The sequence below is a fragment of the Streptomyces sp. NPDC046716 genome (assembly GCF_040645755.1).
Lineage (GTDB): Bacteria > Actinomycetota > Actinomycetes > Streptomycetales > Streptomycetaceae > Streptomyces.
Window position 1 is genome coordinate 154873 of record NZ_JBEYYU010000006.1, and the last position, 18414, is coordinate 173286.

An 18414-nucleotide genomic window follows, 5' to 3' on the forward strand; every position below is an offset into this window, starting at 1 on the left:
ACGTGCTTGCCTGCAACAGCCCTCCCCGGAGCGGGGTAACGATTGGGTATCGCGCCGGAAATCGAGGCTTTACCGGTTCATAGATGGCTGACATAGTGCCGTCAGCCCGCTGGGCCTGAGCCGTGACCCTTGGAAGGAGTTGGGCACATGAGGACGAAGCCGCTGAGCGCGATGGCGCTGGCCGCCGCACTGCTGACCGTCGCGGGGTGCGGCGGCGGAGGGAGCTCCTCGGGGGAGGCGGCCGACTCTCCCTCCGACCCCGCCAAGGTGTCGGGCACGATCACCGTGCTCACCAACCGCACCGACCTCGTGCAGGACGGCACGATGAAGAAGTACGCGGCCGAGTTCAAGAAGACGTACCCCAAGGTCGACGTCAAGTTCCAGGGCATCACCGACTACGAGGGGGAGGTGAAGATCCGGATGAACACCGAGAACTACGGTGACGTCCTGCTGATCCCCGGCGCGATCGCCAAGGGCGACTACCCGGAGTTCTTCGCCCCGCTCGGCGACACCAAGGACATGGCGAAGACCTACCGCTTCACCGGCAAGACCGACGTCAAGGGGAAGACGTACGGGATAGCCAACTTCGGTACCGCCAACGGCTTCGTCTACAACAAGGCCGTCTGGAAGAAGGCCGGCATCGAGGACTGGCCCACCAGCCCGAGGGAGTTCCTCGACGACCTGAAGCGGGTCAAGGACAAGACCGGCGCCACGTACTACACCAACTTCAAGGACGGCTGGCCCCTCAGCGGCGCCTGGAGCAACAACATCGGCTCGGCCACCTGCGACGGTGACGCGTGGGACGCGCTGGGCTCGGCCGACAAGCCGTGGCAGTCGGGCAGTGAGCTGAACGTCGTCGACACCCTCCTGTACGACATCGTCCACGACAAGCTGGCGGAGAAGGACCCCACGACCACCAACTGGGAGGACTCCAAGACCCAGTTGGCCAAGGGGAAGATCAGCAGCATGATGCTCGGCTCCTGGGCGGTCAACCAGATGCGCGGCGCCGCGTCGAAGGCCGGCGCCGACCCGGACGACATCGGCTTCATGCCGTTCCCGGCGCAGAAGGACGGTCATTTCTGCGCCACGCTGGTCTCCGACTACCAGCTGGCCGTGAACACGCACTCGGACCACAAGCCGGCGGCCCGCGCCTGGATCGACTGGTTCACCGAGAAGTCCGGCTTCGCCGCCAAGGAGGGCGGCGTCTCGGCGCTCACCTCCATCAGCTTCCCCGACGTCCTCAAGCCCTTCGAGGACAACGATGTCAAGCTCATCGAACGCTCCGAGGCCAAGACGGAGCAGGTCAACGCGGTCGACGACGCCGCCGAGATCGGGCTGTCGAAGCCGGACTACCGGCAGAAGCTGATCGACATCGCCCGCGGCGCCCAGAAGGGCTCCCTCCAGGACTACTTCGCCGAACTCGACAAGCGCTGGGCCGAAGCGGCCGCGGTCGCCGGGAACTGAGAACCGCGCACGCGCACGGGGCTCGAGCCCTCCGTCCAGCCCGGGCCGGGCCCCGTTCTGCCAGTTGCTCGCCGCGGACCACGAAAGGGCCGTCCCGCATGACCGACACCACATCGAAGGCGCCACCCGTACCGGGGCCGCGCGCCGCACCCGCCCGGGGCCGCTCCCGCCGCGGCGCCCCGCCCGTACGGTCCTGGCGCGACCATCCGCTCCGCAGGGTCACCCCGTGGCTGTTCCTGCTCGCGCCCCTCGCGCTGCTGATCACGTTCACGTACGTGCCCGTGGGCAACATGATCTATTACAGCTTCACGGACTGGGACGGCGTCAGCCCCGACCGGAACTACACGGGCTTCGAGAACTACACCCAGTTGTTCACCCGCCCCGAGCTGTTCCGCGTCTTCTTCGTCAGCTTCTACTACCTGGCCGCGTCCGCCGTGCAGATCGTGATCGCCCTGTACTTCGCGACGATCCTCAGCTTCGACCTGCGCTTCCGCAACTTCTTCAAGGGGATCCTCTTCTTCCCCTACCTCATCAACGGCGTCGCCATCGGCTTCGTCTTCCTCTACTTCTTCCAGGACGGCGGCACCCTCGACTCGGTCCTGTCCTGGTTCGGAGCCGGCAGCGACCACGCCTGGCTCGGCGACCCCGAGTCGGCCAACACCGCGCTCGCCGGGGTCTCCGTGTGGCGGTTCACCGGCCTGAACTTCGTGCTCTTCCTCGGCGCGATCCAGTCGATCCCGGGTGAGCTGTACGAGGCCGCGCAGCTCGACGGGGCGAGCCGCTGGCAGCAGTTCCGGCACATCATCGCCCCCGGCATCCGGCCCGTGGTCAGCCTCAGCGTCATCCTGGCGATCTCCGGTTCGCTGGCCGTCTTCGAGATCCCGTACATCATGACCGGCGGCGCGACCGGCACCTCGACCTTCGTCATCCAGACGGTCAAGCTCGCCTTCCAGTTCAACAAGACGGGCCTGGCCTCGGCCTGCGCCGTCGTGCTGCTCCTGATCATCCTGGCCGTCACCTGGATCCAGCGGCGGCTCGTGCCCGACGACAAGGTGGACCTCGTATGACCACGCTCACCACCGACGAACGGCCCACCGCCCGCGGCCGGTTCCGCCTCGGCACGGCGCTGAGTCACCTCTCGCTCGTCGTCGCCTCCCTCGTGGTCCTCGTGCCACTCGTCGTCGTCTTCCTCACCTCGCTCAAGACCTCCCGGGAAGTGTCCGACGGGGGCGCGCTCAGTCTTCCGGACGACTGGTTCAACCTGTCCAACTACGCCACCGCCTTCACCGACGGACACATGCTCACGGCGTTCGGGAACACGGCGTTCATCCTGCTGTTCTCCATCACCGGCACCGTGCTCATCGGCTCCATGACGGCCTACGCCGTCGACCGCTTCGAGTTCCGGTTCAAGAAGACCGTGATGGCCCTGTTCCTGGTGGCGACCCTGGTGCCGGGCGTGACGACGCAGGTGGCCACCTTCCAGGTCGTCAACAGCTTCGGCCTGGTGGACACGCGGTGGGCGCCGATCCTGCTCTACATGGGCACGGACATCGTCTCGATCTACATCTTCCTGCAGTTCATCCGCGGCATCCCGGTCTCGCTCGACGAAGCGGCCCGCCTGGACGGGGCGAACACCTTCACCATCTACCGGAAGATCATCCTGCCGCTGCTCAAGCCGGCGATCGCCACCGTCGTCATCGTCAAGGGCATCACGACGTACAACGACTTCTACATCCCGTTCCTCTACATGCCCTCCGAGGACAAGGGGACGATCTCGACCGCGCTGTTCCGGTTCAAGGGACCGTTCGGCGCGCACTGGGAGGCCATCTCCGCCGGCGCGATCCTGGTGATCCTCCCGACGCTGCTCGTCTTCCTCTTCCTTCAGCGCTACATCTACAACGGGTTCGCGCAGGGGGCCACCAAATAGGCCTCCGTCGGCCTGGCCGCCAGGCGGGGCGGGCTGCTCCGGATCATGCCGGTGCCGCCCCGTCCGTCCTCCGTTCCGCGCGCGCCCGGAACTCGTCCAGGAACCCCACCGCGAGCACCAGCACCACGGCCGCCAGGGCGAACGCCACGGTGAGGGTGTTCAGCCAGGTGTAGGCGCCGGTGCCCGCGACCACACGTCCGTCGTCCAGGACGCAGTCGAAGCCGGGCGGCAGGTAGGACGGTTCGTGCCCGGCGAGGTGGTCCAGCGTGGCGGGGTCGAGCGAGCGGCAGGGCAGGGCCGGGGACGAACCTGCCCCGGACTCCGCCTCGTTGGCGTCCCACTGGACCGAGCCGAGCCCGATCAGGTACGCGAGCACGGCCGCTGCCGCCGCCATGGCGGCACACCAGCGCAGCAGGTCCCTGACCCAGTCCGGCCGACGGCCGGGCAGCACGACCGAGACCAGCTTGACCAGCACGGCGACGGCCCAGACCGGGACGGCGAGCACAGCGCCGAACATCAACAGAACGAACACGCCCGCGCCACCCCCGCCTTCGAACGATTCCCTGTCCCTGTGCGACGGCTACGCCGTCCCGTACGAGACGCCGGAACGCGCGACCTGGTTCCCCGGGCTTCACCTGGGGCGCCGGCACGCGCACGGGCCACCAATCGTTTCCACGCGGGCTCTGGCTGCTCCTCAGTCGAGGGCACGAGCGCGGTCTGGTCGGCTATGTGTTGCGCCTCGCGATCTCCGCGTTGAGGGCGGTGGCGAAGGTGCACCACGTTGCGTACGGCACGAGGGCTGCCGCCGCACCTCGGTCGATGCGTGCGCTACGGCGTACCAGGTCCCAGGACGAGAGCGCTGTGGCCGCGGTGACGGCCAGGCCCGCGTACGGGGTGCGAGCCTTGAAGAACGACCAGCCGAACGCCGCGTTCAGGGCCAGGTTGACCGCCAGCGCGGACCCCCAGCGTGGGCGCTCGCCTGCCGGAGCCCGTTGCATGGTGCGTCCTCCGGCCGCCGCGATCGAGATGTACAGCGGCGTCCAGACGGCGCCGAAAGCAGCCGGCGGAGGTTGCCACGGGGGCTTCTCCAAGGAGCGGTACCAGGAATCGCGCGGATCAATGGCCAAGGAACCCAACGCGGCTGCGGCCACCACGGCGGCGCCTACGGGACCGTAGCTACGCAGTGCACCGGCTTTCGAACGGTCACTCGCCGAACTCGACAAAACTCTCGTTAGCCTCATACGGAACTCGTTCCCCGCTACGCCCCTGCCACTCGCGACCGCGAGAGCGGTCCCGACCTCCTGATCGCACGGCCCGCCGGGACATCACGCTGCGCGGCGTCACGGCTCGTGCAGCACTGCGGCCGTGTCGACGTCCACAGGCCTGCCGTGTGCGTCGGTGGGGCGCAGCTCCGGGAGCGGAAGACCGCTTTCATCGATGAGAACCGAGTGAGGTTCACCCGGTGTGAAGGCGTGCCGTTCACCCCACTGTCGCGCGGCCACGATGACGGTGAAGAGATCTCGGCCCGCCGCTGTGAGGACGTAGTTCTGTCGCTTCCCGGTCGCGGCGGTCTCCCGGTCGAGGATTCCCCGCTCGACCAAGCGTCGCAGGCGGTCGGTGAGGATGTTTCGCGCGATTCCGGTGCGGTGCTGGAAGTCGGTGAACGCCCGCGCACCGTCCATGGCGTCGCGAACGATCAGCAGGCTCCATCGGTCTCCGACCAGGTCGAGTGTGCGGGCGACCGGGCAGGCCGGGTCGGTCCAGGACATCTCATCGGCACGAGGTTGCGTGCGGGCCATCACTCCCCCAGAAGAGTTGCGGATCAAAACCATTCTGCCGTACCTTCACTTTGGTTGCAATTTGCTACTCATTAGGGGTGGGTCGGTGAGTCCTACGTTTGGACGGCGGATGCTGTTCGCCGTGATCTGCGCGGTCGCGGTCGCGACGATCTACGTGGCACAGCCCGTACTGGCCCGGATCGGCGACGAGTTGGGCCTGCCGGAGGCCCGCCTGGGATGGATCGTCACCACCGGGCAGCTCGGCTACTTGATGGGCTTGGCTCTTCTTGTGCCACTGGGCGACATGTTCGACCGCCGCAGGCTCATTGCCGGGCATCTCCTCCTCGCCGCCGCCGGCACGGCTCTGGCCGCAATGGCCACCGAACTGTGGCTCCTGCTCGTCGGGCTGGGCCTCGCAGGCCTGTTCGCGGTCGTCGTTCAAACCACAGTCGCCTTCGCCGCCGACCTGTCCGCCCCAGCAGAACGCGGTCGTACGCTCGGCGTCGTGACCTCCGGGGTCATCATCGGCATTCTCGGGGCACGTGTGCTCGCGGGCAGCCTCGCCGCGCTCTGGGGATGGCGAAGCATCTACGTGACACTCGCCGTGCTCCTCATCGCACTCACCTGCTTCGTCCTCAAGCTCCTGCCGCCCGATCCGCGCGACGTCCGCACCACGTACGGTGCGGTGCTCATCTCGCTCGGCCACCTTTTCCGCGAGCGGTTGTTCGTCTCGCGGGGACTGATCGCGTTCTTCCTGTTCGCCTCCTTCGGTGTGCTGTGGAGCGGCCTGGCGCTGCCGCTCGCGGCCGCGCCCTGGCACTTGAGCACAGCCCAGATCGGCCTCTTCGGGATCGCCGGGCTCGCCGGAGCGCTGGGCGCCTCCCGAGCGGGACGCGGGGCCGACGCCGGCCGGGCCGGCCTCATCACCGGCGGCGCACTTGTGCTCCTGGCCGCTTCGTGGCTGGCGACCGGTCAGGCGTACTGGTCGCTCTGGCTGGTCGTCATCGGCGTGATCGTTCTCGATTTCGCGGTACAGGCAGTACACGTCAGCAATCAGCACCTGCTCACGGCCGCATACACGGCACACACCAGCACGGTCATCGGCGGCTACATGCTCTTCTACTCCCTCGGCTCAGCCGTCGGAGCAACCGGCACCACTGTGGCGTACTCCGTCGCCGGGTGGGCGGGCTCCAGCACGCTCGGCGCCTCCTTCGCCCTGTGCGCACTCATCGTCTGGGCCGTCACCCGACGCGCGGGCGCCGAGGCGCGACGGAACGCGCTTGTGCCACTGCCTTGCCCCGGGGCGTGACCCTTATCGGGGCCTTCGGCAACTCGTAGGCGCTGAACCCCGGTCGCGTCGGTCGTACCGTGCCTTGGCTACGCGCCGGCACACAGCGCTCCCGACCGACACACAGAAACTGATCAGCGTGGCCGTACCCCAACGGGCGTTGTTCATGACGCAGCCATAGGCCGCTACACACGAGGACAGGGTCATGAAGAACGTGATCGTGCATATCATTCGTAGCGGAACCAAATACCACATCGGCTTGGCTTCGCTCGCAGACGCCGCGTGCTCAGCGCGACCAGCGAGGTCTCCGGACTCCATGTCAGCGGCTATGAACTGGACGATGGCGGCGAACTGCCGATCGATGTCCGCGTTTGAGGAATCCCCCCGATCGCCCTCACTCACCATGAGCCTCGTTTCGCTGACCAGTTCCGATCCTTCCGATCCTCCCGTTGGCGACGTATCTCGTCAACGCCCTTCCAAGCAGAGGCGGTTGGGAAACGTCTAAGGACGGAATCGCTCATGCGCTGAGCTTCGCGGCGCCGCGTTAGACGGGCGCTCGCGCTACTGAAGGTTTCGAGTTGTAGTCGGGTAATGACGGTTCGGACTGCAGCATCAGCTCCGGCACCACCTGATAGCCTGCGATCCTCGCTTGTTGCCCGGGCGGAGTCCCCGGCGGGTCGCCACCCGCCTGGTCGAGGCGGGCTGGAGCACCTGGGACGCGCCCCTGGCCGACGCTCTCCGCAATGTCTGGACCGCGTGGTGGCAGGCCACCTTGCACACCCACCCCAGCCCGGTGTCCATCAGGGACACCCTGGGCCTCGTCACCGTCACCACCGACGACCTGCGCCCCTGGCTGGACATGTGGACCGCCACCCGGACCCCTGCCGCCGACTCGCACTTGGCGGACCTGTTGGTCGACGTGCTGTTCGAGTACGAGATCACCGATCTGAGCTTTGGATTTTACAGCGAGTACCACGCCACCGCGGAGCTGGTGCAGTGGCTCCTCACCGAGGTGCGCGGCCGTGTCACCGACGCCCGTCTGGAGGACCCGGACTTCACTCACCACCTGCGGCAGCTGATCGGTGCTCCAACTGACGTCTCGACCGACGCGGTTCACAAGAACGGCTTCTGAGCTCTTGGGGGTTGGGGTCGACTGGTCGGTGAGTGTGAGCCCGGTGTCGGTGGGGGCAGCCGTCGATCAGGTGAAGGCGACCCAACCAGTACGGAGCCCGGACACACGACGTCGGCCACCGGGTCCTTCCGCGCACCGCGGATCCCGTCCAGCAAATTGGCGTTCCAACGCCGACCAGTCGAACACACGCGGCTGTTCCACCGTGACGAATTCCGTGTTCCAGACCTTCACGGTGACCAGAACAGCGCAGGCTGCGACCACAGCCGACGACACCGTCAGCGGGACACCTAGCGGGGCACCACAGGATCCGGCGCGTGGTGTGCTCCCCAGCCTGGCGGCAACAGGGCCCACGATCCCTGACCCAACCACTCCTGGAACCGGACGGGCCGCGCACCCGCGGTGTGGTCCAGGGACAGCGGGACGATCCGATCACATGTCGCCCGCCCGTCCCACCACACCGTGCCGGCCAGCGGACCGGTCAGCGCCAACAGCGACGAGAACCCGCAACCGTGCTCCTGGAGGACGACCGCACCGGCCGTCTTCAGGTCCTCGAACCTCTCCACCTCGTCAGCCCAGGCACGCCAGGCCGTCTGATATGCGGCGTCGTCCCCAAACGTGTCGGCCCGCGGCTCACGCTCCGTCAGTTCTTCGTCCTTCTCCGCATAGGAGTCGGGATGGGGAAAGGGCACGGCCAGCAACTCACGCCGCCACACGTCGTTGCCGTCCCACCACCAACCACGTGCGGTCCGCTGAAGCCTGAAAAGCGCCCCGCCGGCGCTCACTTCGCGCAGGTACGCGCGGTACTCCTGCGGGAAGGGCACACCGAGTTCACGCTCAGCCTCGACGATCTCGGTATCAGTGAGAGGCAGGTCCGTCATGGGGCAAGCCTAGGCCCGGTGAGCAGGGGAAGTGCATGCCAGTCCGTACGGTCGGGAGAATGACAGAGAGCATGGTGGACCCGGCGACAATCACGCCCGAAAAGGCCGCTCAGATCCGCGCCTGGCGCGTGGACGAAGAATTCACCTGGCGCTCCGTGGCCCAGGCCGCGACCTCTGCGTGGCCGCGGCGAAGTTGCTCGGTGAAGACCCCGACCAGCAGCCGTGGAACTGACACCCGGCAGTCGTCGCTGCTCGCCATCAGGACGCCTGCTTGTTCGAGGTAAGGCTGCCCTCGGCCTGGGCGGTCCGAAAGAGCCGTTGCCACGAGGTGACGGTCGGGCGACGGCGCAGGAGCGCACGCCGTTCCCGTTCGGTCATACCGCCCCAGACGCCGTACTCGATGCGCTCGTCCAAGGCATGCGCAAGACAGTCGGTTCTGACCACGCAGGATGTACAGATGCGCTTGGCGTCGTTCTGAGCGGCTCCTTCGGCGAACAGTCTGTCCGGATCGACCGTGCGACACCTTGCCCGTTCCCACCACACCTCGCGCACGCCGGGCATGAATCCCTTCCCCTCTTGACTTCTCAACGACCTGAGCTGCGAACGGGCGGTGACTTTACGGCACGCATCCCACCGGTGCAGCCCCTCACTACAGCTTGAACAGGGTGTTACCGACAGCTGTCACCGGGGAAGCAGGGGCCCCAACGGCCCCAGGTCGATGTTCAGGTCCTCGGGTTCGAGGTCGTAGCGGTCTCGTAGCTCGGCCATCCGGTCCTCGAGCAGCATCAGGGTGAGACCGACCCGCTCCTCCTGATGCTCGCTCAGGTCTCCTGTGTCGAAGCGGCGCAGGGCCTGACGCTCCATCAACTGACGCAGCAGCTCGACGATGGTGAGCACGAGTTTCATCAGGTCGCGCTCCACCGTGTCGTGGTCGATCTGGACCCGTCCGCGGCTCACTTCGGTGCCGGCCCGCGGCACGGAGTCGTCGTGCGTGTTCACAGTAGGTTTTCCCAGGGTGAGGGGACATTCTCGTTCACCGAGCTGATCAGGGCGTTGAGATTGATCCGCACGAGATCCACGTCGGCGATGCGCAGGGTGACGTCCCCTGCGAGGACCACGCCGCCCGCCAGCAGCCGGTCGAGCAGATCGACCAGGGCGACCTCCCGCCGCTCGATCACCGTCATCGCGTCTCCCCCGCCGTCTGCTGTGCGTCGGAGCGTTCCTGAGGAGGGGTGGAGAAGGAGTAGGCGGCCCAGGGGCCGGTCAGCTCCACCCGCAGCTCAGGAGCCCGCTCCGCACTGAGCTTCACCCGTTCCACGAATGACTCCGCTTCGGAACGGCGCACCAGATAGGCCGAGTTGAGGACATTGCGGCCCGACGCACGACTCAGCTCTGAGTTCTGCGGAGGATGGATGCGGTTGTCGTCCGCGCGCCGTGCGAGCTCGTCGTGCAGGCTCTGCGCGACGGTCTCCGCCTGCCGCCACGCGTCGTCCCGGTCCGTCCGCTCGGCGCGTCGGCGACGCAGGTAGTCGCGGCCGGAGCCGGACGCGAGCGAGGTCGGCGAAGGGCGCTCGCGCCGTCCTCCGTTCGACGGACCGGAGGCGCGGGAGGGCGCGTCGCCCCCGCCGGTCGACGAGGGCGCCTCCACGGAGACCTTCACGCCCCATTCGACACGGTCGCGCAGGCGCTCCAGGGACGCGCGGAAGCGTTCGCCCTCCTCCTCCAGCATGGTCCGCACCCCGCTGTCGTCGTGGAACACCGTCGCCAGACGCAGGGGCAGCGGGCTCGTGACCGAGATCAGGGAGGCGATCACGGCCTGGTGCGCGCGGGCAGTCCCCGAGAGCCAGTCGAGGTCCTCCAGGTTCCGGCGCAGCGCGCGCTCGGAGAACTGCTCCGCCGGGACGTGACCGACGACCGCCGTCAGGCCGACATGGCTGATCAGGTGCGGGGGGTCTCCCCCGACGCCGGTCAGGTCCGCCGCGAGCGGGGCGTCGAGCCGGTCACAGACGGCGTAGACATAGCGCAACTCAGTCACGTGATGTCTCCGTTTCGTGGACCGGGTCGAGCGTCTCGCGCTGCTGGCCGTTCTCCAGAGCGGTGAGGCGCTGCCTCAGTTCGGCGTTCTCCCGGGCGAGTTCCTGGTGCCGGGCGCCCGAGGAGAGCGCCGGGTCGTGCTCCCACCAGTCGATCCCCATCTCCTTGGCCTTGTCGATGGAAGCGACGATCAGGCGCAATTTGATGGTGAGCAACTCGATGTCGAGCAGGTTGATCTTGATGTCGCCCGCGATCACGATGCCCTTGTCGAGGACCCGCTCGAGGATGTCGGCGAGATTCGCACCCGAGTTGCCCCCGCCGAGAGGAGAGTCGGGGAAGCTGCTTGCCGGTCCCATCAGCGGCCTCGCGCGCCGGCGTGTTCGTCATGGTGCTCGGGCGCGTCCTCGTAGTCGTCGTCGTACTCGTCCTCGTACTCGTCGTCGTCCCCTTCAGCGACGTCGCCCTCCTCGGTCTCACTGCCCTCGGCGCTTTCGTCGGCGTACTCGTCTTCGAGTTCGCCGTCCTCATAAGGGGCGTCGTCCTCGTCCTCGTACTCGTCCGGGTCCTCGCCGTCCGCGTAGTCCTCGTAGTCCTCGGACTCCTGAACGTCGTCGGCGTCCTCGCCGTCCTGGTCGGCCTGCTCCTCGCCTCCGGACTCGTTACGGGCGTTCTCCTCTTCCTCCTCGGCCACCGCGTCGTCGTGGGTGCGGACGACCTCGCCGTCCTGGATCTCGCCCCGCCAGCCGTCCGTGGCCTCACCCTTGATGGAGATGAACCGGGCGAAGTGCTTGAGGTCGAGACGGGCGCGCCGGCCCTGGGCCCGCCAGATGTTGCCCGTCTTCTCGAACAGGCCCTTGGGGTAGTACTCGATGATCAGCAGAACACGTGCGAGGTTCTCGCCGAGCTCGTGGAAGGTGATGACACCCTTGGTGGTGCCCTTGGCACCCTCGGACGTCCAGCAGATGCGCTGGTCCGGGATCTGCGTGGTGGTGTGGGCCTTCCAGCTGCGGCTGGACCAGAAGATCTTCATCTGCCAGTCGGAGGTGACGTCGTCCGCGCGGTTGGCGTTCTTCACGCCGCGGGCGAACGTGGAGAACTCCTGGTACTGGGTCCACTGGTCGTAGGCCGTGCGGACGTCCACGCCGACGTCGATGCTCTCGAGGATGACCGTCGGCTTCTTGCCGCCGCCGGATTTGGACTTCCCCTTGCCGCCCTTGCCGAACATCCCCTTGACCCCGCTGACGAGGTTGTCCTTGAGATGTCCGGCGCCGACCTCGACGGCGGTGCGCACGGGTCCCTTGCCCTCGGCCAGCTTGCGGCCGCCGTCGAGCGCCAGCTTGGCGAAGCCGGGACTGTTGCCCTCGGCGATGTCGTTGAGCTTCGTGGTCGTCTGGCCCAGCTTGCGGCCGGCGCCGGTGAGCAGACGGGTCGCCTGGGCGGCCAGGTAGTCCTGGGCCTCGGTCTTCAGACGGTCGGCGGCCTGGCTCTTGGCGAGGTCCTTCAGTGGGTTGGTGGCGGGAGCCTCAGCCATGGTCGCGCTCTCCCTTCGAGCCGGCGGCGCGCGGGGCGCGTCGGGTGGAACCGGTGGACTTGCGCGCCGTCGACGCGGTCTTCTTCGCGGTCTGGCCGCTCTGCGAGCGCTTGCGCGGCGCGGCCTTGCGCTGACCGGACGGCGCGGTCTTCTTCGCCGGAGTCCGCTTGCGGGGTGCTTCCCTGCCGGTGTCCTCCGCCTGGTCGGTCTCGTCCCGCGCGTCGCCGTCGTCGTCCTGCGCCTGCTCGCGCGAGTCGGCGTCCTGGGCGCGGTCATCCTCCCGGCTCTTGGACGCGGTCCGCTTCCTGGCGCTCTTGGTGACCTTGCCGCTCAGCCCGCCGGTGGCCTTGTCCGCGGCGTCCTCGACCTCGTCGGTGTCGGGGGCGACTCCCGCTATGCGGTCACGGACGCCGCTGGTGCTGCTCTGCAGCCGGGTGGCCAGCCCTTCCATCTGCCGTTCGAGGATCGCGCCGGTGGCGGCCTTTCCGACGCCGCGGAAGTCCTGGCGCAGTTGACCGCCCAGCTCCTTGAACTGCGGGTTGTTGTCCAGCTGGGTGCGTACCAGGTCCATCACCATTTTCGGACTCAGCTGGAGCTTCTTGCCGGCGACCATGGTGCCGACGGCGAAGGCCAGCTTCAGTTTCTTCGTGCGGCCCAGGAAGTACCCGGCGCCTACGGCGAGGCCGAGGGTTGCTCGGTTGTTCATGATGTGTGATCCGTTTCCGCGCGCGGTGTGACGTCACGCGCCCGTTTGTCTGGTGCGGCTGGCTTCCAGTCGGTCGAGGAGCGAGTCCTCCAGCCGGTCGAACGTCTCCTCATCGATCTCACCTGCTTCCAACTGCCGCTCCAGGGAGGCCAGTTGTTCCTGAACGGCCGAGGGGTCGTAGTACTGGCGTTCCGCGTCGGCGACGACCTGGTCGAGGACCCACAGGGAGCCGCGCAGCGGAGCGAGCGGGAGCAGGAGCACCTCGCCCAGCAGGCCCACGGGTTCTCACCCCGTCCCGGCCGTCGCGGGCGTCGAGTCGACGAAGCTGTAGGGCGGGAGGGGCCCGTTGACCCGCAGGACCATGTGCGGATTCGCCTGCCGGAAGTCCTCTACGGCCTCCAGGAGATGCTCGGACGAGGTCCGGTCCACCAGGAAGGAGAGGTTGGTGATCCAGCCCGTGCTGTCGGGCGCCGCGCTGATCGCCTCCGCGTGCGGCTCGAGGGTCGCCCGTGCCGCCGCCGCGTCCAGGCCCTCACGGTGCTGCACCGCCGCGGCGACCGCTTCGCCCAGCCGCAGTTTGTCCTCGTGACTGCCGCCACCGGCGCCCTGGTTGCGGGAGACCAGCGCCCGCAGCTCGGTGTTCTCCGCCATCACCGCGTGCAGCACGGCCTCCTCGTCGTGCTGGGCCTTGATGTTGTACTCGACCCGGTCGCGCAGCGCCGTCAACCGCTCGTGGTAGTGCTCCGAACGCTCGTCGAGGGCGGCGGCCACCGCGCTGTCGTCGGCAGCGACGCTGCCGAAGCGCATGGGCAGGACCGTTCCGCCGCCGCCGGCCTCGGCCAGTACGTTCTGGTGGGCCAGCAGGTCCCGGCGCTTGGGCCGCAGACTTTCGGGCGCGTCGCTGACCAGGGCGAGGAGTCCGCCGCCGCTGACCGTGCGGGTGATCAGCGCTGGGCTTCCGATGCCCTCCATGCCCTCGGGCAGGCTCGGGTGGCCCGCGTCGGCGATGCCGTAGACGTAGGTGCTCACTCCTGCTCCTCCTTGCGGCTCGACGTGCGCCGCTGCCGGGTCCGGGACTGGCTCTTGCCCTCGTCGCGGGCCTGGCTGAACGCGTCGGATATGGTCTCCGCCGCCCCGGACAGGGCGCCCTTGGTCTTGCCGTGGGCGCCGGACTCCATGGTGTCGCCGATGATGTCGGTGAGGCCGGAGGGCTTCTTGCTGCCGGTCTCCAGGTCGAGCCGGTTGCACGCCTCGGCGAAGCGCAGATAGGTGTCGACGCTGGCGACGACGACGCGTACGTCGATCTTCAGAATCTCGATGCCGACCAGGGAGACGCGGACGAACGCGTCGATCACCAGGCCCCGGTCGAGGACCAGTTCGAGAACGTCGTAGAGACCACTGGTGCCTCCACCTCCGCCGCCGCTCTGGGTCGTGGCAACTGTCATGGGCAGTTTTCCTCCGTTTCTTGTCGGTGATCGGGTCACCGCCGCGCACAGGTTCTGCGCGGCGGTCACCCGTCGAGGGGCGGTGGCCCGGCTGGGGCCACGCGTCAGCCGGACCGGCGATCGTCCGAGCGGCCGCGCTCGTAGCGCCGGAGCCGCTGATAGCCGGTGAGCATCCCCTCGCGGTCGAGCGTGACCTCGTAGCTCGCGAGCAGGCTCATCGTGTCGGGGACACGTTCCAGCTCCAGCACCTCGACCTCCAGCCGCCAGCCGTCCTCGGTGGCGTTGAACGTGGACACCGCGTCGACCGGCTTGCCCGTGAGTTCGGCGAGCTGCTCGCGTGCCTCACGAATGGCCTCGGCGGGGCGGAGCCGCTTCGGGCGCCGCGGTGCTCGGGTCTCGCTGTCGGAGCCGGTGTTCTTGGCCGGCGCCGGCCTGCGGGTCTTGTTGGTGGCTGTCTTCTTGGGTGCGTCGGATTCGGCGTCTGCCGATGATGAAGAGTTGGTCATGAGAACCTCTCGCCCCCCTGTGCCCTTGAATCTCCGGCTAAACCTGAAATCCCGTGGACTGATGCGTCATCCCTGGTCCAGGACGTATATGAAAGATCACCGAACAACGCTCGTTCGGTACGCGCAGAAGATGATGTCGGAAGTCAGCGGGCCGATTGCCCCACCCCTATCGGATTACGGGTCCCGGGCGGCAACGTTTTTGGCTGTGGCGCGATTTCGCCGCGCGTGGCGGGACATGCGGAGTGGATGATGAACAGCGAGGACGAGCGCGCCACGGGTTCCCCAATTGGGCCCGGCGAAAACGAAACAGAAGCCTACGGTCCGTCGGGATCTGTCGAGCGGCGAGCGCCCGACTCACCCACCGATCTTCCCAAGCAGGCATGGAAAGAAGCCCTCAAGCGGAGCGTTCGCGAGTTCCAGGAGGACGAACTCCTGGACCGGGCCGCGGCGTTGACCTATTACGGCGTCCTGTCGATCTTCCCGGCGCTCCTGGTCCTGGTGGCGGTTCTCGGTGTGATCGGGGAGAGCGCCACCCAGCGGATCCTGACGAATCTCGAGACACTGGCGCCGGGGCCCGTCCGGGACATCCTCACCAAAACCGTCTCCCAGCTCCAGGGCAACGCCGGAACCGGCTCGGTCATGGCCGTCGTCGGAATCGTGCTCGCCGTGTGGTCGGCTTCGGGCTACGTGGGTGCGTTCGTCCGGACGGCCAACAAGGTCTACGACGTCCCGGAGGGCAGGCCGTTCTGGAAGATCCTTCCGCTGCGTCTCGGTCTGACCGTCGCTCTGATGGCCCTGGCGATGGCGAGTGCCGTGATCGTCGTGTTCACCGGAGGGATAGCCAAGCGGGCCGGCGGCATGGTCGGTGCGGGAGACACCGCGCTCGCGGTGTGGTCGGTGGCCAAGTGGCCGGTCCTCGCCGTCCTCGTGGTGCTGATGATGGCCCTCCTGTTCTGGGCCACGCCCAACGTCAAGGGGCGGGGGTGGCGTTGGGTCACGCCGGGCGGATTCGTCGCGCTCCTCATCTGGCTCGTGGCATCGGCGGGCTTCTCCGTCTACGTGTCCGGCTTCTCCTCGTACAACAAGACGTACGGGACGATGGCGGGTGTCATCGTCTTCCTGGTCTGGTTGTGGATCACGAACCTCGCCCTGCTCCTGGGGCTGGAGTTCGACGCCGAGATCACCCGCCAGCGCGCAATGGTCGCCGGTCACCCGGAGGACGCCGAGCCCTTCATCGAGCCGCGGGACACCCGGGCCTGGGACGAGCGCGACGAGGAACAGGCGAGCTGAGACGCCACCGCGGTCGGGGGCGGCGACGGCCAGCGCCGCCCCCGACCGTTGCCGGTGACGGTCGCCCGACGCAGATGAGGGGCCTGCCACCTCAGTGGTGGCAGGCCCCTCATCCGTGTGTGCCGCGGGCTCCCGCGTCCGCTCAGATCAGAAGCGTCCGCCGGTCCACCGGGTGATGGGGCCCTGACCACGCCGGGCGCTCCCCCGGCCGAGGGCGAAGGCGCCCGCCAGCCCGGCGACGACTCCGCTGCCCGCGCCGATCGCTATCGCCCTGCGGTGCTTGACGAAGCCCCACACGGTCGTGGCCACGTGCACGGACTTGGCCGGAACGGTGGACAGGAACTCGCCGCCCGCCTTCGCCTTCGAGGCGAGAGCGACCGCGTGACCGGCGCTCTCGTGTCCGGCTCCGGCGGCGGCCGACTTGGTCTTCTTGGCCGCGGCGGAGGCCTTCGACACGGCAGACCGGCCTGTCGAACGGGCCGCCGTGGTGGGCTTGGTGCTTTCTTCGGTCTTCGCAGTTTCAGCCATACACTCCGTCTGGCCGCGACGGTGCGACTGAAACAGGTTCGTGAAAAGAACATGGCCGCGGTACGCCAAAAACGGCGGCGACTCCGTCTCTCCAGCGCTTGTTGACCACGCCGAGAGGGGCGGCTCCCGGGAATTCCGGGAGCCGCCCCTCTATGGGCGTGCCGGTGAGTCAGGTGGCGCTCAGTGCTTGCCGATGTCCTTGGTCTTCTCCTTGGCCGCGCGAGCGTCACCCTTCATCTGATCGGCCCGGCCCTCGGCCGTGAGCCGCTCATTTCCCACCGCGCGACCGGTGGCTTCCTTGGCGGCGCCGGTGACCTGCTCGGTCTTCGCCTTGGCCTTTTCGCTGGCGGTCATATCGCTCACGCTCCCTGGATATCGTCAATGTCTGCGCACCCTCCGCATGGCCGATGCGCTTCGGCATAAACCTCGGCCTGCGCCTCCCCGGAATTTCCCCGCCGAGGTCAGCTGTTCAGGTCGCTCTCCGCCATGAGGCCGCTCCGCAGCTTGACCACCAGTCGGCCGAGCAGGCGCGAGACGTGCATCTGCGAGCACCCGATCTGCTCCGCGATCTGCTGCTGTGTGCGCTCCTCCACGAATCGGAGGTGGATCAGAAGTCGCTCCCGGTCGTCGAGACCGGCGATGAGCGGTGCGAGGGAATGGAAGTTCTCGACGAGTTCGAAGCGCTCGTCCTCGCGTCCGACGAAGGCGGCCAGGAGGGTCTCGGAGTCGTCGTCCCCGCCGCCGACCGTCGCGTCCAGGGAAACGGAGTTGTAGCCGTTGGACGCCTGCTGCGCCTCGGCGACCTCGGCGGGGTCGAGCTGCATGAGCTCCGCAAGCTCCGTGGTGCTCGGCTCGCGGCCCAGCCGGCTCCGCAGCTCCTCGGTGGCGCGGGTCAGCTCGACGCGGGCTTCCTGAAGCCTTCGCGGCACGTGCACGGCCCACGAGGTGTCGCGGAAGAACCGCTTCATCTCCCCCACGATGTAGGGGACGGCGAACGAGGTGAACTCGACCTCGCGGGACAGGTCGAACCGGTCGATCGCCTTGATCAGCCCGATGGTTCCGACCTGGATGATGTCGTCACGCTGCTCGTCACCGCGGTACTTGAACCGCGAGGCCGCGTACTGGACGAGGGACAGGTTCATCTCGATGAGCGTGTTTCTGGCGTACTGGTACTCGCGTGTGCCTTCTTCGAGCACGTTGAGCCGTTCGAAGAAGTGCGCACCCAGCTCCCGGGCATCGCGAGGGGCTATCGACAACGGATCCGCGTAGGCCCGCTCGACCAGCTCCGCGTCGACTGCTATCCGTTTCGCCTGCTGCACCGTCGTGCCGGACATGTGACTGACTCCTCAATTCTCATCCCAAAAGAACACACTGTCTCCCCGCGCCGAGCCGGTTACCCATGAAGCGTCCGGTTTAACGCGCAGGCTGCGGCGCTCGCTCGCCGACGGCATCTGGTGGGCCTGTGCCGAAGTCGCACGGATTGTGAGGGCGGCCGGGGGTATGGGGGCTCAGTCGTGCAGGAACCCATCGCTCCAGGAGACGCCATGCGGGTCGAGGCCATAGTCACCACGTGCAAAGGACAGGGGGTGCCCTTCGAGGTGCTGATTCACGGTGCCCCAGAAGGACTTGACCGTACGGGCGCGCGGACGATCGACGAGGCTCGCCGCCTGGTGGCGCAGCTGACCGAACTGTCCGCACAGGCTCCGGCCGGGTCCGTCATGGTCGACCTCGTCGCCGGCGACTCCGCGGCCGCGCAAGCCATCCACGAGGACAGAGTCGACGGCCAGAACGGGGTCGATCTCAGGGAGGCCCGCGGGAGACACAGACGCGGCGAGTACCGGGCCGCGTGCTGAGACGCACAGCGAAACGAGGGTGACGATGCACACAGGGCCTCCGGACCGGAGGAG

General features: G+C 67.8%; 25 protein-coding genes. 6 read left to right on the top strand and 19 right to left on the bottom strand.

Going from position 1 to position 18414, the window contains the following annotated elements; all coding sequences use genetic code 11:
• The first annotated feature begins 147 nt into the window (after window positions 1-147).
• From ABZ930_RS06905 to ABZ930_RS06915, 3 genes are all read left to right on the top strand, one after another.
• Window positions 148-1464, top strand: a complete 1317-nt coding sequence (locus tag ABZ930_RS06905; RefSeq protein ID WP_361542662.1) for an ABC transporter substrate-binding protein — start codon at window positions 148-150, stop codon at window positions 1462-1464.
• A 98-nt stretch (window positions 1465-1562) separates the two neighbouring features.
• Complete coding sequence (locus ABZ930_RS06910) at window positions 1563-2531, top strand: sugar ABC transporter permease (RefSeq protein ID WP_361542665.1); 969 nt, start codon at window positions 1563-1565, stop codon at window positions 2529-2531.
• Window positions 2528-3391 (top strand): carbohydrate ABC transporter permease, encoded by an 864-nt coding sequence (locus tag ABZ930_RS06915; RefSeq protein ID WP_361542668.1) that lies wholly within the window; start codon window positions 2528-2530, stop codon window positions 3389-3391. The genes ABZ930_RS06910 and ABZ930_RS06915 overlap by 4 nt, the downstream gene beginning before the upstream one ends.
• 43 nt (window positions 3392-3434) lie before the next feature.
• On the opposite strand, the gene ABZ930_RS06920 is transcribed toward ABZ930_RS06915, so the two are convergent.
• The 3 genes from ABZ930_RS06920 to ABZ930_RS06930 form a co-directional block, all read right to left on the bottom strand.
• Window positions 3435-3923: a hypothetical protein gene (locus tag ABZ930_RS06920; RefSeq protein ID WP_361542671.1), complete on the bottom strand. Its 489-nt coding sequence runs from the start codon at window positions 3921-3923 to the stop codon at window positions 3435-3437.
• Between the two features lie 193 nt (window positions 3924-4116).
• Window positions 4117-4632 carry a TspO/MBR family protein gene (locus tag ABZ930_RS06925; protein ID WP_361542674.1) on the bottom strand — a complete coding sequence of 172 codons (516 nt, stop codon included), beginning with the start codon at window positions 4630-4632 and terminating at the stop codon, window positions 4117-4119.
• Window positions 4633-4731: 99 nt separating this feature from the next.
• Complete coding sequence (locus tag ABZ930_RS06930; RefSeq protein WP_361542888.1) at window positions 4732-5190, bottom strand: helix-turn-helix domain-containing protein; 459 nt, start codon at window positions 5188-5190, stop codon at window positions 4732-4734.
• Between the two features lie 109 nt (window positions 5191-5299).
• On the opposite strand from ABZ930_RS06930, the gene ABZ930_RS06935 reads away from it, so the two are divergent.
• Both ABZ930_RS06935 and ABZ930_RS06940 read left to right on the top strand, forming a co-directional pair.
• Window positions 5300-6478: an MFS transporter gene (locus ABZ930_RS06935; RefSeq protein ID WP_361542677.1), complete on the top strand. Its 1179-nt coding sequence runs from the start codon at window positions 5300-5302 to the stop codon at window positions 6476-6478.
• Window positions 6479-7109: 631 nt separating this feature from the next.
• Window positions 7110-7589, top strand: a complete 480-nt coding sequence (locus tag ABZ930_RS06940; RefSeq protein ID WP_361542680.1) for a hypothetical protein — start codon at window positions 7110-7112, stop codon at window positions 7587-7589.
• Between the two features lie 287 nt (window positions 7590-7876).
• Here ABZ930_RS06940 and ABZ930_RS06945 read toward each other — a convergent pair whose 3' ends face one another.
• The 12 genes from ABZ930_RS06945 to ABZ930_RS07000 all read right to left on the bottom strand — a co-directional run bounded on the left by ABZ930_RS06945 (window position 7877) and on the right by ABZ930_RS07000 (window position 14689).
• Window positions 7877-8467, bottom strand: a complete 591-nt coding sequence (locus ABZ930_RS06945) for an SMI1/KNR4 family protein (RefSeq protein WP_361542683.1) — start codon at window positions 8465-8467, stop codon at window positions 7877-7879.
• Window positions 8468-8725: 258 nt separating this feature from the next.
• A complete protein-coding gene (locus ABZ930_RS06950) occupies window positions 8726-9028 on the bottom strand; it encodes a WhiB family transcriptional regulator (protein ID WP_361542686.1) in 303 nt (100 codons plus the stop codon).
• Between the two features lie 120 nt (window positions 9029-9148).
• Entirely contained in the window at window positions 9149-9466 is a 318-nt protein-coding gene (locus ABZ930_RS06955) for a gas vesicle protein K (RefSeq protein ID WP_361542689.1), read from the bottom strand.
• Window positions 9463-9651, bottom strand: coding sequence for a gas vesicle protein (locus ABZ930_RS06960; protein ID WP_361542693.1), 189 nt, complete (start codon window positions 9649-9651; stop codon window positions 9463-9465). Before ABZ930_RS06960 ends, ABZ930_RS06955 begins: the two co-directional genes overlap by 4 nt.
• Entirely contained in the window at window positions 9648-10502 is an 855-nt protein-coding gene (locus ABZ930_RS06965; protein ID WP_361542696.1) for a GvpL/GvpF family gas vesicle protein, read from the bottom strand. Before ABZ930_RS06965 ends, ABZ930_RS06960 begins: the two co-directional genes overlap by 4 nt.
• Complete coding sequence (locus ABZ930_RS06970; protein ID WP_361542699.1) at window positions 10495-10857, bottom strand: gas vesicle protein; 363 nt, start codon at window positions 10855-10857, stop codon at window positions 10495-10497. The genes ABZ930_RS06965 and ABZ930_RS06970 overlap by 8 nt, the downstream gene beginning before the upstream one ends.
• The gene (locus ABZ930_RS06975) at window positions 10857-12032 is read right to left on the bottom strand and encodes an SRPBCC family protein (RefSeq protein ID WP_361542702.1); all 1176 of its coding nucleotides are present in this window, start codon (window positions 12030-12032) and stop codon (window positions 10857-10859) included. The genes ABZ930_RS06970 and ABZ930_RS06975 overlap by 1 nt, the downstream gene beginning before the upstream one ends.
• A complete protein-coding gene (locus ABZ930_RS06980) occupies window positions 12025-12738 on the bottom strand; it encodes a DNA primase (protein WP_361542705.1) in 714 nt (237 codons plus the stop codon). Before ABZ930_RS06980 ends, ABZ930_RS06975 begins: the two co-directional genes overlap by 8 nt.
• Before the next feature lie 33 nt (window positions 12739-12771).
• Window positions 12772-13017 (bottom strand): gas vesicle protein GvpG, encoded by a 246-nt coding sequence (locus ABZ930_RS06985; protein WP_361542707.1) that lies wholly within the window; start codon window positions 13015-13017, stop codon window positions 12772-12774.
• A gap of 6 nt (window positions 13018-13023) precedes the next feature.
• Window positions 13024-13767 carry a GvpL/GvpF family gas vesicle protein gene (locus ABZ930_RS06990; protein WP_361542710.1) on the bottom strand — a complete coding sequence of 248 codons (744 nt, stop codon included), beginning with the start codon at window positions 13765-13767 and terminating at the stop codon, window positions 13024-13026.
• On the bottom strand, window positions 13764-14183 hold the full coding sequence (locus ABZ930_RS06995) for a gas vesicle structural protein GvpA (protein WP_361542713.1): 420 nt from the start codon (window positions 14181-14183) through the stop codon (window positions 13764-13766). Before ABZ930_RS06995 ends, ABZ930_RS06990 begins: the two co-directional genes overlap by 4 nt.
• 104 nt (window positions 14184-14287) lie before the next feature.
• Entirely contained in the window at window positions 14288-14689 is a 402-nt protein-coding gene (locus tag ABZ930_RS07000) for a gas vesicle protein (protein ID WP_361542716.1), read from the bottom strand.
• Window positions 14690-14938: 249 nt separating this feature from the next.
• Here ABZ930_RS07000 and ABZ930_RS07005 point away from each other — a divergent pair, with 249 nt between their 5' ends.
• Window positions 14939-15979: a YihY/virulence factor BrkB family protein gene (locus ABZ930_RS07005; RefSeq protein ID WP_361542719.1), complete on the top strand. Its 1041-nt coding sequence runs from the start codon at window positions 14939-14941 to the stop codon at window positions 15977-15979.
• Window positions 15980-16126: 147 nt separating this feature from the next.
• On the opposite strand, the gene ABZ930_RS07010 is transcribed toward ABZ930_RS07005, so the two are convergent.
• The 4 genes from ABZ930_RS07010 to ABZ930_RS07025 form a co-directional block, all read right to left on the bottom strand.
• On the bottom strand, window positions 16127-16507 hold the full coding sequence (locus ABZ930_RS07010) for a hypothetical protein (protein WP_361542722.1): 381 nt from the start codon (window positions 16505-16507) through the stop codon (window positions 16127-16129).
• Window positions 16508-16687: 180 nt separating this feature from the next.
• Entirely contained in the window at window positions 16688-16861 is a 174-nt protein-coding gene (locus ABZ930_RS07015) for a CsbD family protein (RefSeq protein ID WP_361542725.1), read from the bottom strand.
• Window positions 16862-16968: 107 nt separating this feature from the next.
• Complete coding sequence (locus ABZ930_RS07020; RefSeq protein ID WP_361542728.1) at window positions 16969-17841, bottom strand: SigB/SigF/SigG family RNA polymerase sigma factor; 873 nt, start codon at window positions 17839-17841, stop codon at window positions 16969-16971.
• 174 nt (window positions 17842-18015) lie between these two features.
• A complete protein-coding gene (locus ABZ930_RS07025) occupies window positions 18016-18273 on the bottom strand; it encodes a hypothetical protein (protein ID WP_361542731.1) in 258 nt (85 codons plus the stop codon).
• Window positions 18274-18414: the final 141 nt, after the last annotated feature.